The sequence below is a fragment of the Streptomyces sp. CNQ085 genome (assembly GCF_022614595.1).
Lineage (GTDB): Bacteria > Actinomycetota > Actinomycetes > Streptomycetales > Streptomycetaceae > Streptomyces.
Genome location: NZ_JAJFAU010000008.1, coordinates 21,606 through 36,090, shown reverse-complemented (window position 1 = coordinate 36,090; position 14,485 = coordinate 21,606). Strand labels below are relative to the sequence as shown.

The following is a 14,485-nucleotide window of genomic DNA, read 5'->3' as shown; positions in this document are numbered from 1 at the left end:
CGGCGATGGGGCCTCTGGAGGGGCTGAGGGTCGTCGAGCTCGCCGCGATCGGGCCCGCGCCCTTCGCCTGCATGATGCTCGCCGACCTCGGCGCGGACGTCGTACGCGTCGACCGGGCCGACGGCCGCCGCTCGTTCCCGGACTGGCACGCGGTGCTGGACCGCGGGCGGCGGTCGCTCGCGCTGGACCTGAAGGACCCGCGGGGCGTGGCGGAGCTGCTGTCACTGGTGGAGACGGCCGACGTGCTCGTCGAGGGCTTCCGGCCCGGGGTCGCCGAACGGCTGGGGATCGGTCCCGCGCACTGCCGTGCGCGCAACCCCGCCCTGGTGTACGCGCGGATGACCGGCTGGGGCCAGGAGGGGCCGCTCGCGCGGGAGCCCGGCCACGACATCAACTACCTGGCCCTGACCGGGGCCCTGCACGCGATCGGGCGGGCCGGCGGGCCGCCCGTGCCCCCGGTGAACCTGCTGGGGGACTTCGGCGGCGGCGGGATGCTGCTGGTCGTCGGAGTGCTGGCGGCGCTGCGCGAACGCGAGGCCTCCGGTCTCGGGCAGACCGTCGACGCCTCGATCGTGGACGGTGTCGGCGCGATGCTCGGCATGCTGGTGGGCATGGCCGGCAGCGGCCAGTGGCGCCATGAGCGCGGGACGAACCTGCTCGACGGCGGCGCCCCCTTCTACCGCTGCTACGAGTGCGCCGACGGCCGGCACATGGCCGTCGGCGCGCTGGAGGAGCGCTTCTACGCCGCCCTGCTGGACGGGCTCGGCCTCGACGCCGCCGCGCTCCCGGACCGGGACGACACCGCCAACTGGCCGTTCCTGCACCGGGTGTTCGAGGAGCGATTCGCCCGGTACGACCGCGACACCTGGGCGGCACGCCTGGCCGGCACCGAGGCGTGCGCCACCCCGGTGCTCACCGTGGACGAGGCGGCCTCCCACCCGCACCACCGTGCCCGCGGCAGCGGCCCGGCCGCGCCCGCGCCGCGCTTCAGCCGGACTCCACCGGGACCCCAGCGGGCCGAGTCAGGCTGGAGCCGGCCGTCAGCGGCCTCATTCGCCGTACGACCCCCCGAGAAACCCAGAGAGGTAGGCCATGACGATTTCGTCGGAGCACATTCCGTCAGTGGAGACGGAGGTGGACAGGGCGAGGGAGCAGACGGGGGCCGGCACGCCGGCCGGAGAGTCGGCGGACACCTCGGTCGGCGCCCTCACCGATGAGGTGAAGCTCGACCCCATGCGCTGGGCGGCCCTGCTGGTGCTGCTGGTCTCGGCCTTCATGGACCTGCTGGACGGCACCATCGCCAACGTCGCGGCCCCCTCCATGCAGCGCGAACTGGGCGCCGGCTACTCGGCGATCCAGTGGATCCTGGTCGGTTACCAGCTGGCCTTCGCCCTGCTGCTGATCCTCGGCGGCCGCCTCGGCGACATCTTCGGACGCAAGAAGGTCTTCCTGATCGGCGTCGCCGGCTTCACCCTGACCTCCCTGACGGCGGGCATCGCCCAGGAGCCGTGGCAGCTGGTGGTCTCCCGCGTCCTCCAGGGCGCCTTCTCCGGCATCATGGTCCCGCAGGTGCTCTCCATCATCCACGTCACCTTCTCCAACAAGGAACGGGGCACCGCCTTCGCGCTGCACGGCCTGGTGGGCGGCCTGGCCGCCACCCTCGGCCTCGCGCTGGGCGGGCTGATGGTGCAGTGGAACCTGTTCGGCCTCGACTGGCGGCTGATCTTCCTGGTCAACATCCCCGTCGGCCTCTTCGGCCTGTTCTACGGCTCGAAGGTGATCACCGAGTCCAAGGCCCCACAGGCGCTGCGGCTGGACGTCACGGGCGTGCTGCTGGCCACCGTCGGCATGCTGATGCTGATCTTCCCGCTGCTGCAGGGGCGGGAGATGGGCTGGCCGGCGCTGGGCTTCGTCTCCATGGTGGGATCGCTGCTGGTGCTGACCGGGTTCGTCCTGTGGCAGAAGCACAAGATCCGCAAGGACGGCTCGCCACTCGTCGAGCTGGGGCTGTTCCGCACCCGCAGCTTCTCCTCCGGCCTGGCCGTGAACCTCATCTTCTACATCGGCATGGGGATGTTCACCATCGGCTGGACGCTGTACATGCAGATCGGCATGGGCTGGTCCCCGATGCGCGCGGGCCTCACCAGCCTGCCGTTCTGCCTCGGCGCCTTCATGACCGCGACGACCTCGGTGATGATCCTGGTGCCGAAGTTCGGCCGCAAGGCCCTCCAGGTCGGCGCGGTCGTCCTGGTCGCGGGCCTGGGCGCGTACATCTGGGTCGCCGGCGAGTACGGCAGCCAGGTCACCTCCTGGAACCTGGCCATCCCGCTGTTCCTGATCGGCCTGGGCTTCGGCACGGTGGCCACCCCGCTGCCGCTGATCGTGACATCCGAGGTGCCCCACCGGGACGCCGGCTCCGCGTCCGGCCTGGTCAACACCAACACCCAGCTCGGCTTCGCCATCGGCGGCGCGCTGGTGAGCGTGGTCTTCTTCGGCGGTCTCGTCGGCAACACCGGGGCCGCCGTGGACGGCCAGGTGCCGCAGCTGCGCAAGGACCTGGTCGCCGTGGCCGGGCTCTCCCCCGAGCGGGCCGACGAGGCCGTCGCGGCCTACCGGACGTGCGCGGTGGACCGCGCGGGCGAGAAGGACATGGCGATCGTGCCGGAGAGCTGCTCCTCGGCGACGGTTCTGAGCGAGCCGGCCGTCGCCGAGGTCGTGGAGCCGTACACGAAGGACACCACGGGCGTCTCCTTCGCGACGAGTTTCCAGACGCTGCTGTGGACCTTCATCGGCATCACCGTCGTGGTGTTCTTCCTGCTGTTCGCCATCCCGCGGAAGCTGCGTCAGGACGCCCCCGAGGAAGCCTCCGCGCAGGAGCGGACGGCCGGCGCGGCCGTCTGACCCCGACCAGGACATCCCCCCGCTTCGGCCTGCCTCCGGCCCCCCGCTCCCGGCGAGCCCCGCCGGGGCTGCCGACCGCCTCTCAAGGCCGTTTCGAGGCGATCCCCGGACGGTGGGCCGTACCCGCCGCGGTAGTCGGCCGCCGGCGGCACAAATGAGGAGGGACGATGGCCGAGCGGCGCTTCCAGCTCTACGACACGACCCTGCGCGACGGAACACAGCAGGAGGGCCTGGCGCCGACGGTCGAGGACAAGCTCGCCGTCGCACGCCACCTGGACGCCTTCGGGGTGGGCTTCATCGAGGGCGGCTGGCCCGGCGCCATCCCCAGGGACACCGGGTTCTTCCGCCGGGCGCGCACCGAACTGGCCCTGCGGAACGCCGAGCTGGCGGCCTTCGGAGCCACCCGCAGGCCCGGCACCCTGGTCACCACCGACCCGCAGGTGCGGGCGCTGCTGGAGGCCGAGGCCCCGGTGGTGACCCTGGTGGCCAAGAGCCACACCCGGCACGTGGAACTCGCCCTGCGCACCACGCTCGCCGAGAACCTCGCCATGATCAGCAGCACCGTGCGGCACCTGGTGCGGGCCGGCCGCCGCGTCTTCGTCGACGCCGAGCACTACTTCGACGGCCACCTGGCCAACCACGAGTACGCCCTGGAGGTCGTCCGCACCGCGGCCGAGGCCGGCGCCGAGGCGGTCGTGCTGTGCGACACCAACGGCGGCTCGCTGCCGGACCGGATCGGCGCCGTCGTGTCGGACACCCTCGCGGCCACCGGGGCCCGGCTCGGCATCCACTGCCACGACGACTCCGGCTGCGCGGTGGCCAACACCCTGGCCGCCGTGGACGCCGGCGCCGACCACGTACAGGGCACCGCCCACGGCTACGGGGAGCGGTGCGGCAACGCCAACCTGTTCACCGTCGCCGCCAACCTGGTCCTCAAGCGGGGCCGCACGGACGTCGTCCCCGCCGAGCGGCTGCGGGAGATGGCCGACACCGGCCGTGCCATCGGCGAGCTGACTGGGGTCCACGCCCACCCGGCCGCCCCCTACGTCGGCGCCTCCGCCTTCGCGCACAAGGCCGGACTGCACGCCTCCGCCCTGCGTGTGGACCCCGACCTGTACCAGCACATCGACCCGGCCCGGGTGGGCAACGCCATGCGCACCCTGGTCTCCGACATGGGCGGGCGCTCCTCCATCGAGCTGAAGGCCCGTGAGCTGGGCTACGAGCTCTCGGCCGGGTCCGAGCCGGTGGCGCGGGCCGCCGCCCGCGTCAAGGAACTGGAGAACCGCGGCTACAGCTTCGAGTCCGCCGACGCCTCCTTCGAACTGCTGCTGCTGGAGGAACTGACAGGCGGCGTGCTGGAGTACCCCTTCGAGGTGGACGCCTGGAAGGTCGGCGTCGAGGAGCCGGCCGGTGGCGAGGTGCGCACCGAGGGGTCGGTGCGGCTGCGGATCGACGGCACGCCGCTGGCCGCGACCGGCACGGGCAACGGGCCCGTCAACGCCCTGGACCGGGCGCTGCACCAGGCGCTCGACCCGTTCTTCCCCGAACTGGCCCGGCTGGAACTGGCCGACTACCAGGTCCGGGTGCTGGGGAACGGCTCGGGCAGCGCCGCCGCCGCGCGCGTCCTGATCACCTTCACCGACGGGCGCCGCCGCTGGGGCACCGTCGGCGTGGACGGGAACACCGTCGCCGCCTCCTGGCGGGCCCTGCTGGACGCGGTCCGCTACGTCCTGCTGACCGAGCGCGGGGCCGACCACCGCGCCGGACGCCGTACGGAAGCGGCCTCCGCCGCGACCGTCCCCGCGGTGGCGGTCGCGGGCTGACGCGCCGTCCCGGACGGCACCGATGACACCCGGACGAGACAGGGAGTGGACCGTGCGAGTGGAAGACATCTACATACGGGGGACCGGAGTGCGGCTTCCCTCCTCCCTGCCGGTGGCCGACGCGGTGGCGTCGGGCGCCTGCCCGGAACGGGTCGCGGCGGCCACGGGCATGGTCTCGGTGGCGCACTCGCCGGACGAGTCCGCCGCCGAGATGGCCGTGCACGCCGCCCGTACCGCCCTGGAGCGGGCGGGCGGCAGCGGCGGCGACACCGACCTGATCCTGCACGCCGACACCTACCACCAGGGCCAGGACCTGTGGCCCGTCGCCTCCTACGTACAGCGCGAGACGCTCGGCAACAACTGCCCGGCCATCGAGATCCGGCAGATGTCCAACGGCGGCATGGCCGCCCTGGACCTCGCCCACTCCTACCTCACGGCCGTCCCCGGACGCCGCGACGCGCTGCTGACCACCGCCGACCGGTTCTGCGAGCCCGGCATCGACCGCTGGCACACCGACCCGGGCACCCCGTACGCCGACGGCGCCACCGCGCTGGTGCTCTCCCGGCGCGGCGGGTACGCCCGGCTGCGCTCCCTGGCGATGCTCGCCGACCCCGAGCTGGAACCCCTGCACCGGGGCGACGGGCCGTTCGGACGGGCACCCTTCTCGCACCGGATCCCGGTGGACTTCGAGGAGGCCAAGCGCTCCTTCGTGGCCCGGGTGGGCATGTCGTACGCCGTCACCCGAGCCCACACCGGACAGCAGACCGTCCTCAAGCAGGCTCTGGCCGACGCCGATCTGGAACTGGGCGAGGTGGACTGGGTGGTGCTGCCGCACTTCGGGCGGCGCCGGCTCCAGTCGATCTACTACCAGCCGTTCGGCATCGACCCGGCCCGCACGGCCTGGGAGTGGAGCCGCACGGTCGGGCACCTGGGCGCGGGCGACCAGTTCGCGAGCCTGGACCACCTGGTCGTCTCCGGCCGCGCGAGGCCCGGCGACCGCTGCCTGCTCGTCGGCGTCGGAGCCGGCTACAGCTGGGGCTCGGCGGTGGTGGAGATCCTGGACCGGCCCGAGTGGGCGCACGCCGCCTGAGCACGCCGCCCGAGCACGGCGGCGTGAACCCCCGGACACGACGGCCGGGCACCGCCCGGCCCGCGACCCCCGCCCGGCGATCCGCCGGCGGGCTCGAACCCCCCTCTTCCGGCGCTCCAGCCCTGCTCGAGCGCGCCCTGCCAATCTGACACAGGCGCCGTGCGAGCGGCGCGACCCGAAGGGAAGATCCGCCGTGGTGCCGAACCCCGCTACCGCCGTCGCCGAAGCCGCCGGAACCGAAGCCGCCGGCGCGGCCCGAACCCATGTCACGGAGCACACCGTCGTCGTCGACGCACCCGCGGCCACCGTCTACGGCCTGGTGGCCGACGTCTCGGCGTGGCCGCAGGTCTTCGGCCCCACGATCCACGTCGAGGTGCTGGAGGAACACGCCGACGAGCAGCTCCTGCGGATCTGGGCCACGGCCAACGACCAGGTCCGCTCGTGGACCTCGCACCGGATACTCGACAGCCGCGCCCGTACCGTCTCCTTCCGCCAGGTGGCCTCCGCGCACCCGGTGGCGTCGATGGGCGGGAAGTGGCTCGTGGAGTCCAACGACGACGGCGGCAGCCGCGTCGTCCTGCTGCACGACTACACCGCCGTGGACGACGACCCGGCGGCGGTCGAGCTGATCGAGCGGGCCGTGGACCGCAACAGCCGCGCCGAGCTGGCGGCCCTGAGGAACGCCGCCGAGCAGAGCGGCGACGCCGAGGAGGACGGCGGGCTGCGCTTCACCTTCAGCGACTCGGTGGACATCGGCGGCTCGGCCGAGGACGTCTTCGCCTTCCTCGACCGCGCCGACCTGTGGCCCGAGCGCCTGCCCCACGTCGCCCGCATCGGTCTGGAGGAGGCCCCCTCCGACGGAGGCGGCTCCACCGTCCAGCGCATGGACATGGACACCCGCAGCCCGGACGGCTCCCTGCACAACACCATGTCCGTGCGGGTGTGCTTCCCCGACCGGTCCGTCATCGTCTACAAGCAGCTGAGGGTGCCGGTGGCGATGAGCGGGCACACCGGCCGCTGGGAGATCGAGCCCCACGGAAAGGGCGTGCGCGCCACCTCCTGGCACACCGTCACCCTCGACCCCGAGGGCGTGCGGCAGCTGCTGGGCCCCGAGGCCACGCTCGCCGAGGCGCGCGCCAAGGTCCGGCAGGCCCTGGGCGCCAACAGCACCACCACCCTCCGGCACGCCAAACGGTTCGCGGAGAACCTTCATGACCGATCGTGACCTCAGCAGTCCGCTGACCACAGTCCACCGGTTCGCCGTCAAGGGGGACCCGCGCCGGTTCGAGCAGGAGTTCCGGGAGCACTCCCAGTACCTGCGCAGCCGGCGGGACTTCTCCTATCTGGTGACCGTGCGGCTGCTGGACTCCCCGGCCTCCTACGTCCACGTGGGGCACTGGCGGAGTCTGGAGGGCTTCATCGAGACCGTGCACACCGAGACGTTCCTCGAACACGTGCGGTGTCTGGAGCCCATGGTGGACACCGAGGCCGACCAGGCGGCCAGCGTCGACCGCCTGCTGGTGCGCGACGCGCTGCCCGGGCACGACAGCGTGGTGCTGCTGCCGTGCACGGTGCTGGGCGGGTCCCGGGAGTTCGAGAGGGAGGCCCGTGAACTGTCCCGGTTCCTGGCCGGCACCGACGGCTTCGGAGGCTTCGACCTGCTGCGCTCGACCTTCCGGCCGCAGCGGTACCTGGGCATGGCGTGGTGGGCCGACACCGGCGCCTGCGACCGGGCCCTGGCCGAGGCCGAGCGTGGCGGGGCGTACGGGAGGCTGGGCCGGGTGGCGCGCTTCCGCGTCGAGCGCACCCGGCACATCGCCTACGAGCGGGGACTCACCGGCTGAGCGCGGCCGGGCACGGCACACCGGCGCGGACGGGCCGCGAGCCTCCCTCAAGGCGCGGAGCGCACCCTGACCCCATGGCCAACGACACACGACAGGCCCTGCTGACCGTCGTACGGGGAAACCCCGACGAGGGGGAGCTGGCCGCCGTCACCGCCGTACTGCTGGCGCTGTCGGCCCGGCGGGCCCCGGCGGATCCCGGCGACCCGCGGGGGCCGGAGGCCGTGGCGGAGACCGGCGCACCGGAGGCGTCCGCGGACCGCGCCGCCTGGTCCGCCGGGAGGGCCGGCTACCGCCCGCCCGCGGCATGGTCGCGGGCATGACGGGGCGCGGGACCGCGCCCCGGGAGAAGCCCGCCGGTCCGGGGGACGTCGAGTGGGGTTCGAGGGGGTGCTCGTACCTTCCCGGAAGAGTCGCACGGGCCGGCGCCGGAGAGGCGGCGGCCACGAAGGCACACGAGGGGGAGGCGATGAACGGTTACCGGAGCTTCACCGATCTCATTCTGTCCAGGGCCCGGGAGACGCCCGGGCGGGCGGCGCTCGTCCTGCTGGGTGAGGCCGGTGGACCCGGCGGGGAGCAGGCGGCCGGGACCGTCTCCTACGGGGAGCTGGACCGCGAGGCCAGGGCGCTGGCCGCCTGGCTCCAGGAGCACGGCGCGCCGGGCGAGCGGGTGCTGGTCCTGCAGTCCTGCCGGCGGCTGTTCGCCGTCAGCCTGGTGGCCTGCCTGTACGCCGGGGCTGTCGCCGTCCCCGTGCCGCCCGCCGGCGGCCGCCGCCACCACGAGGAGCGGGTGGCCGGCATCGTCAAGGACGCCGCGGTCCGGATCGCCCTGACCGACACGGCCGACGCCCCGGAGGTCTCACGGCTGCTGGCCCGCACCGGCTACGGGGACGTCGCCTGCCTGCCGGCGGACGCCGTCCCCGGGGCGGCGCCGTGGCGCAGACCGGAACCCGGCCCCGACTCCGTGGCCTTCCTCCAGTACACCTCCGGGTCCACCCGCGACCCCCGGGGCGTGGCGGTCACCCACGGCAACCTCATGGCCAACCAGGCGGCGATCGGCCGCGCCCTGCGCACCCGGCCCGGCGACCGGCTGGGTGGCTGGCTGCCCTTCCACCACGACATGGGGCTCGTGGGCCAGCTGCTGCACCCGCTGTGGCTGGGCGGCACCGCCGTACTGCTGTCCCCCACCGCCTTCGTCAAGCGGCCGGTGCGCTGGCTGGAGGCGATCGCCCGGTACGGCGTGCGTGTCAGCGGCGCCCCGGACTTCGCGTACGACCTGTGCCTGCGCCGGATCACCGACGAGCAGATCGCGGACCTGGACCTGTCCGGCTGGGAGGTCGCGGTCAGCGGCGGCGAGCCGGTGTGCGCCCAGACCCTGCGCGCCTTCGCCGAGCGGTTCGCCCCGGCCGGTCTGCGGCCCGGTGCGCTCACTCCCTGCTACGGGCTGGCCGAGGCGACCCTGCTGGTCACCGGTGCCGTGCGCGGCCCCGACGAGGAGCCCGCACGGCTGACCGCGGACGCCGCCGCGCTGGAGCGCCACGAGCTGCGCGACCCGGAGCCTGGCCCGGGACGGGCGGCCCCGGGCGGTACCGCGCGGCGCACCCTGGTCTCCTGCGGCCCCGTCGCCGACGGCGAACTGCGCATCGTGGACCCCGGCAGTGGCGAGGTGCTGCCGGAGGGGCGCATCGGGGAGATCTGGCTGCGAGGGCCCGGCGTCGCCCGCGGTTACTGGGGCCGCCCGGCGGAGACCGCCCCGGCCTTCGACGGGCACACCGCCGACGGGGACGGCGGCCATCTGCGCACCGGTGACCTGGGCACCCTCGTGGGCGGTGAGCTGTACGTCACCGGCCGTCTCAAGGACATGATCGTGGTGGCCGGACGCAACCTCTACCCGCAGGACCTGGAGCGCACGGTGCAGCGGGTCAGTTCGCTGTTCGGGGCCGCCACCGCGTTCGCGGTGCCCGGCGAGCGGGACCGGATCGTCGTCGTCCAGGAGCTGCGCGCCCGCGGCCGGTACGACATCGACCTGGCCGCGCTGACCGCGGCGGTGGGCAACCGCCTGACCGAGGAGTTCGAGGTGCGGCCCGGCGGGGTGCTGCTGGTGCGCCCCGGCACGGTGCGCCGCACCACCAGCGGCAAGGTGGAGCGCGCCGCGATGCGCGGCCTGTTCCTCCGCGGTGAACTGCGGCCGCTGCACCAGGACATCCTCCCGGAGGTCAGGGAACTGATGACGGCCGGGGCGCGGTGATGGGCGCGTACGACGATCGCGCCGCCGCGCTGGAGCGCGCCTTCGGCCCGCTGGACGACCCGGCCAATCCGCTGGGCCAGGACGCGATCCTGGCCGCCGACGCGGCGGGCCGGGTGCCCGCCGGAGCGGAGGAGGTCCTCGACGCCCACCGCTTCAACGCCGAGTTCGTGCCCGTGGAACTGGGCGGCGGACTGTCTCGGATGGACGGTCTGGGCCGGGTGCTGCGGCCGGTCTTCCGCCGGGACGCCTCGCTCGGCTTCGGATACGGGCTCAACTGCTTCTTCGCCGCCGCACCCGTCTGGATCGGGGGCGACGCCGGGCAGCGGGCCGAGGTGGCCGGGCATCTGCTCCGGGGACGCCGTGTCGCCGTGGTGCGGCACGAGGTGGCGCACGGCAACGACTTCGTCCGCGAGGAGTTCACCGCCCGGCCCGTCGACGGCGGATTCCTGCTGAACGGCAGCAAGTCGGTGATCGCCAACGCCTCGCGGGCCACCGGGCTCGTCGTCTTCGCCCGCACCTCCGGGGCGGGCGGCGGGCGCAGCCACTCGGTGCTGCTGCTGGACCGGGCAGAGACGCCCGAGGGACGACTGACCGATCTGTCCCGGCGTTCCACCAGCGGGATGCGCAGCGCCGAGTTCGGCGGCCTGCGGGCCATCGACTGTCCGGTGCCGAGAGAGGCGCTGGTGGGCGGGCTCGGTGGCGGCTACGAGCTGTCCCTGCGCTCCTCGCTGCTCATCCGGGGTCTGATCCCGTCCATCGTGCTGGCCGGGGCGGACACCGCGCTGCGCACGGTGGCCCGGTTCGCGGTCCGCCGCCGGGCCGGCGGGCACTCCCCGCTGGACGTCCAGCATGTGCGCGACGTCCTCACCGGCGCCTTCCTCGATCTGCTGCTGAGCGACTGCCTCGCCCTGGTGGCCACCCGCGGACTGCATCTGATACCCCGGCAGACCAGCGCGTACGCCGCCGCGGCCGCCTACCTGGCACCGAAGATCGTCGCGGAGTCGATGGACGAGATGTCCGCCGTCCTGGGCAAGGAGAGCCTCGCCCAGGACGGCGCGTACGCGATGTTCGCCAAGCAGCTGCGCGACCTGCCCGTCACCTCGCTGGGGCATGCCGGCAGCGCGGGCCGCCAGGTCAGCATCCTCCCGCAGCTCCCCTTCTTCGCGCGGCACGTGTGGTTCAACGGTGACGAGGCGCCCGCCGCCCTGTTCCGGCTCCACGGCGACCTGCCGCCGCTGGACCCGTCCCGGGCCGCCCTGCTGGGCGACAGCGACCCGCTCGCCGCGACCCTGGTGGCCACCGACGGCCTGCTGGGCTCCTCCGGTCCGCCCGCCGACGCCCCCGGGGACGGGGGAGCGCTGGGCGCGCTCACCCGGACCCTCGTCGCCGAACTGGACGAGCTGCGAACGGCGTTCGCCGGTATCGGGGCGGACGACCGGGCGGCCCTGGTCGACCCGCGCAGCTTCGCGCTGGCAGACCGGTACGCCCTGGTACTGGCCGCCGCCGCCTGCCTCGGCGTGTGGCGGGAGCAGCGCTCCGGCGGGGCCGCCGGAGCCTTCCTCGCCGATCCCGCCTGGCCCACCGCGGCCCTCTACCGCCTGTGCCGGCGGCTGGGGCTGCCGCTCCCGGAGCGGCCCGCCGCGTGCGAGAGCCGGGTGCTCGCCGAGGTCCTGGCGCGGCTGCACGGACGGCGCAGTTACGACCTCTACGGCACGGACCTGGCCTGACCAGTCCCGAGCCACGACCCCCTTCGAGCCGCTGAAAAGGAGCGCGAGATGTCCGTCCACCCCCACCGGGTGCGCGAACAGGCGTACGCCGACTGGCTGACGGAACGACTGGCCCACTACCTCGGCCGGCCGGTGGAGGAGACCGTGTCGTTCACCAGGCACGGCCTGGACTCCGTGGCCGCGCTCAGCCTCTACGGCGACATCGAGGAGAAGTACGGCCCGCTGATCGAACCCACCGACATCTGGGCGTACCCGACCGTGCGCGCCCTGGCGCGGTACCTGGCGCTGCGGGACCCCCGGCCCGGCGGGGACGGCCGGGTGCGCGCGGCGTTCGTCTTCACCGGGCAGGGCTCCCAGCACCCCGGCATGACAGCCGGCCTGTATCTGCACTCCACGGGCTACCGCACCCATCTGGACGAGGCGGCCGACGCGCTGCTGCCCTACACGGGCCTGTCGGTCGTCGACCTGATCCTCAGCGGGGACGCGCGGATTCACCAGACAGCGTTCACCCAGCCCGCCCTGTTCGCCGTCGAGTACGCCCTGGCCCGCACACTGGAGGAGTCGGGGGTGTGCCCGGTGGGGGTGCTGGGCCACGGCATCGGCGAGTTCGCCGCCGCGACCGTCGCCGGGGCGCTGACGCTGGAGTCGGCCGCCCAACTGGTCTCGCTGAGAGGCGCGTTCATGCAGTACCTGCCCTCCGGCGGCGGGATGACGGCTACCTGCGCCCCCGCCTACGAGGTCGCTGAGCTGCTGTTCGACGAGCCCGGGGTGAGCATCGGGGCGGTCAACGCGGCGAAGGCCACGGTGCTCTCCGGCGAACTGGCGGGCCTGGAGCGGATCCAGGAGAAGCTGGCCGCGCGCGGCATCGCCGCCACCCCGCTGAACGTCACGCACGCCTTCCACTCCCCGCTGATGGCGCCGGTTCTGCCGCGGTTCGAGCCGGTGGCCCGGAGGCTGCCCGGCGGTGCGCCGCGGGTGCCGTTCTACTCCACGGTGCGGGGCGGCTACACGGGCGAGCCGCTCTACTCCCCCTACTGGTCCCTCCAGATCACCTCCACGGTCCGGTTCGCCGACGCCGCACGGCAGTTACTCGCCCAGCAGACTCCGACCCATGTCGTCGAGATCGGCCCCAAGGCGGTCCTCACCCCCTTCGTGCGCCGCATGGGCGGCAGTCGGGGGCCGTCCTGCCTGGCCGCGTGCCGCGGGCCGGAGAGCAACGCGGTGGACCTCGCCGGAGTGCTGTCCGAGCTGGACGCCGGTCCGCTCTCCGCGTCACTGGCGGAGGGCTGAGATGGCGCGTTCCACACGGTCCGCGGGAAGCGGGGGGCGTGGAGGAGGGACGCCGGGTCTGCTGGAGGTCGCGGGCCCCCTCGGGCCCTGGGACGGGGTCCGGGGGGAACTGGCGCACGGGGGGACCGCGGTGGTCGCCGGGCGGCTGCCCGACTGGCGCCCGCCGGTCGGGGACGCGGTGCTGCGCCGGATGCTGGGCCGGGACTGGCACCGTTACGAGGCCATGTCGCAACCCCTCATGAAGGAACGTTTCTCCGCTTCCCGGCTGCTGCTGCGGCACGTGGTCGCCGCGGCGATCGACACGGCTCCGGAGCAGGTGGACCTGGCCTACCAGCCCGGCGGGCGGCCGTATGTGCGCGGCTGCGACCAGATCGACATCAGCCTGAGCCACACCCGCCAGACGCTGGTCGCCGGGATCACCCGCAGGGGCCGGATCGGGGTGGACGTGGAGTCGGCGGACCGCCGGATGGCCGGCACCGGCTCGGAGTCCCAGGGCTGCACCCCGTACGAGCTGGCACGGCTGGACGAGGGGGAGGCGGACGACCGCAACGCCACGCTGGTGCGGCTGTGGACCCTCAAGGAGGCGTACAGCAAGGCACTCGGACAGGGACTGCGCTTCCGGTTCACCGAGTTCGGCTTCGACCTGGACGCGGAGGGCATCCGGCTGGTGCGGCCCGACGGCACCCCGGCGGGCGGCGGCGGGTGGACGTTCGCCACCGGCGTGCTGGACGGCTGCCCGGACGACGGGCCGGGCGGGGGATACGTCGTCGGCACCGCCGTGCACGACTCCGGGTTCGGCGAGGCATCCGACCTGTCGGTGCGCACCGCCCTGGACGCGGGCCTCCTCGACGCGCTGCTCGGAGCGGCGGCACCGTCGGCGGTCTCCGGGACGGACTGGTGAACGGTTCCGCCCGGCGCGCGGCTCAGGGGATCCAGCCGGCCTCCTCGGCGATCCGCACGGCGTCGATGCGGTTGCGGGCGTTGAGCTTGGCGACGATGGTCGTCAGGTAGTTGCGGACGGTCCCCTTGGACAGGTACAGGGTGCCGGCGATCTCGGCGGCGTCGGCGCCCTGCGCGGCCAGTCGCAGCACCTCCAGCTCTCTGGGAGAGAGGGGGTTGTCGGGGCTGTCCCAGGCGGACAGGGCCAGTTGGGGGTCGATGACGCGCTGGCCCCGGGCCACGGAGCGTACGGCGTGGGCGAGCCGGTCGGAGGGCGCGTCCTTCAGCAGGAACCCGGTGACGTGCGCGGCAAGGGCCCGGCGCAGGGTGCCCGGACGGCCCAGGCTGGTGAGGATCAGGGTCCGGCAGCAGGGAAGCCGCTCGTGCAGTTCGGCCGCCGCCGTGAGGCCGTCGACACCGGGCAGGTCGACATCCAGGACGGCCACGTCCGGCCGGGTCTTCAGGGCTTGTTCCAGGACGAGGTCCCCGCGGTCGACGGCGGCCACGACGGTGAAGTCGGGCTCCAGCTCCAGCAGGGCGACCAGCGCTCCCCTGATCATGTGCACGTCCTCGGCGAGCAGGATCTTCACCGACAGCATTGGTCCCCCAGACCATGATGATGCCCC

At 73.9% G+C, this 14,485-nt stretch carries 12 protein-coding genes; 11 read left to right on the top strand and 1 reads right to left on the bottom strand.

All coding sequences use genetic code 11. The annotated features are described in order from the left end of the window. The first annotated feature begins 5 nt into the window (after positions 1-5). From LJ221_RS03135 to LJ221_RS03085, 11 genes are all read left to right on the top strand, one after another. Positions 6-1,217, top strand: coding sequence for a CaiB/BaiF CoA-transferase family protein (locus LJ221_RS03135; RefSeq protein ID WP_241713507.1), 1,212 nt, complete (start codon positions 6-8; stop codon positions 1,215-1,217). Next, on the top strand, positions 1,135-2,901 hold the full coding sequence (locus LJ221_RS03130) for an MFS transporter (protein ID WP_241713506.1): 1,767 nt from the start codon (positions 1,135-1,137) through the stop codon (positions 2,899-2,901). The genes LJ221_RS03135 and LJ221_RS03130 overlap by 83 nt, the downstream gene beginning before the upstream one ends. 167 nt (positions 2,902-3,068) lie before the next feature. Next, positions 3,069-4,724 (top strand): citramalate synthase, encoded by a 1,656-nt coding sequence (gene cimA / locus LJ221_RS03125; protein WP_241713505.1) that lies wholly within the window; start codon positions 3,069-3,071, stop codon positions 4,722-4,724. A 52-nt stretch (positions 4,725-4,776) separates the two neighbouring features. Continuing rightward, on the top strand, positions 4,777-5,814 hold the full coding sequence (locus LJ221_RS03120) for a ketoacyl-ACP synthase III family protein (RefSeq protein ID WP_241713504.1): 1,038 nt from the start codon (positions 4,777-4,779) through the stop codon (positions 5,812-5,814). Positions 5,815-6,010: 196 nt separating this feature from the next. Further along, the gene (locus LJ221_RS03115) at positions 6,011-7,039 is read left to right on the top strand and encodes an aromatase/cyclase (RefSeq protein ID WP_308314706.1); all 1,029 of its coding nucleotides are present in this window, start codon (positions 6,011-6,013) and stop codon (positions 7,037-7,039) included. Then, on the top strand, positions 7,026-7,658 hold the full coding sequence (locus LJ221_RS03110; protein ID WP_241713503.1) for an antibiotic biosynthesis monooxygenase: 633 nt from the start codon (positions 7,026-7,028) through the stop codon (positions 7,656-7,658). Before LJ221_RS03115 ends, LJ221_RS03110 begins: the two co-directional genes overlap by 14 nt. Before the next feature lie 74 nt (positions 7,659-7,732). After that, entirely contained in the window at positions 7,733-7,978 is a 246-nt protein-coding gene (locus tag LJ221_RS03105; RefSeq protein ID WP_241713502.1) for an acyl-CoA carboxylase subunit epsilon, read from the top strand. A 146-nt stretch (positions 7,979-8,124) separates the two neighbouring features. Next, positions 8,125-9,903 carry a fatty acyl-AMP ligase gene (locus tag LJ221_RS03100; RefSeq protein ID WP_241713501.1) on the top strand — a complete coding sequence of 593 codons (1,779 nt, stop codon included), beginning with the start codon at positions 8,125-8,127 and terminating at the stop codon, positions 9,901-9,903. Beyond that, entirely contained in the window at positions 9,903-11,630 is a 1,728-nt protein-coding gene (locus tag LJ221_RS03095; RefSeq protein WP_241713499.1) for an acyl-CoA dehydrogenase, read from the top strand. The genes LJ221_RS03100 and LJ221_RS03095 overlap by 1 nt, the downstream gene beginning before the upstream one ends. Before the next feature lie 48 nt (positions 11,631-11,678). Continuing rightward, entirely contained in the window at positions 11,679-12,920 is a 1,242-nt protein-coding gene (locus LJ221_RS03090; RefSeq protein ID WP_241713497.1) for an acyltransferase domain-containing protein, read from the top strand. Between the two features lies 1 nt (position 12,921). Further along, positions 12,922-13,821 (top strand): 4'-phosphopantetheinyl transferase superfamily protein, encoded by a 900-nt coding sequence (locus LJ221_RS03085; protein ID WP_241713495.1) that lies wholly within the window; start codon positions 12,922-12,924, stop codon positions 13,819-13,821. A 22-nt stretch (positions 13,822-13,843) separates the two neighbouring features. On the opposite strand, the gene LJ221_RS03080 is transcribed toward LJ221_RS03085, so the two are convergent. Continuing rightward, positions 13,844-14,458 carry a DNA-binding response regulator gene (locus LJ221_RS03080; protein ID WP_241713493.1) on the bottom strand — a complete coding sequence of 205 codons (615 nt, stop codon included), beginning with the start codon at positions 14,456-14,458 and terminating at the stop codon, positions 13,844-13,846. Positions 14,459-14,485: the final 27 nt, after the last annotated feature.

Excerpts from the sequence above, each read along its gene's own strand:
- cimA (WP_241713505.1), top strand. The coding sequence starts at position 3,069 with ATGGCCGAGCGGCGCTTCCAGCTCTACGACACGACCCTGCGCGACGGA.
- LJ221_RS03100 (WP_241713501.1), top strand. The coding sequence starts at position 8,125 with ATGAACGGTTACCGGAGCTTCACCGATCTCATTCTGTCCAGGGCCCGG.
- LJ221_RS03110 (WP_241713503.1), top strand. The coding sequence starts at position 7,026 with ATGACCGATCGTGACCTCAGCAGTCCGCTGACCACAGTCCACCGGTTC.
- LJ221_RS03080 (WP_241713493.1), bottom strand. The coding sequence starts at position 14,458 with ATGCTGTCGGTGAAGATCCTGCTCGCCGAGGACGTGCACATGATCAGG.
- LJ221_RS03085 (WP_241713495.1), top strand. The coding sequence starts at position 12,922 with ATGGCGCGTTCCACACGGTCCGCGGGAAGCGGGGGGCGTGGAGGAGGG.
- LJ221_RS03135 (WP_241713507.1), top strand. The coding sequence starts at position 6 with ATGGGGCCTCTGGAGGGGCTGAGGGTCGTCGAGCTCGCCGCGATCGGG.
- LJ221_RS03105 (WP_241713502.1), top strand. The coding sequence starts at position 7,733 with ATGGCCAACGACACACGACAGGCCCTGCTGACCGTCGTACGGGGAAAC.
- LJ221_RS03095 (WP_241713499.1), top strand. The coding sequence starts at position 9,903 with ATGGGCGCGTACGACGATCGCGCCGCCGCGCTGGAGCGCGCCTTCGGC.
- LJ221_RS03090 (WP_241713497.1), top strand. The coding sequence starts at position 11,679 with ATGTCCGTCCACCCCCACCGGGTGCGCGAACAGGCGTACGCCGACTGG.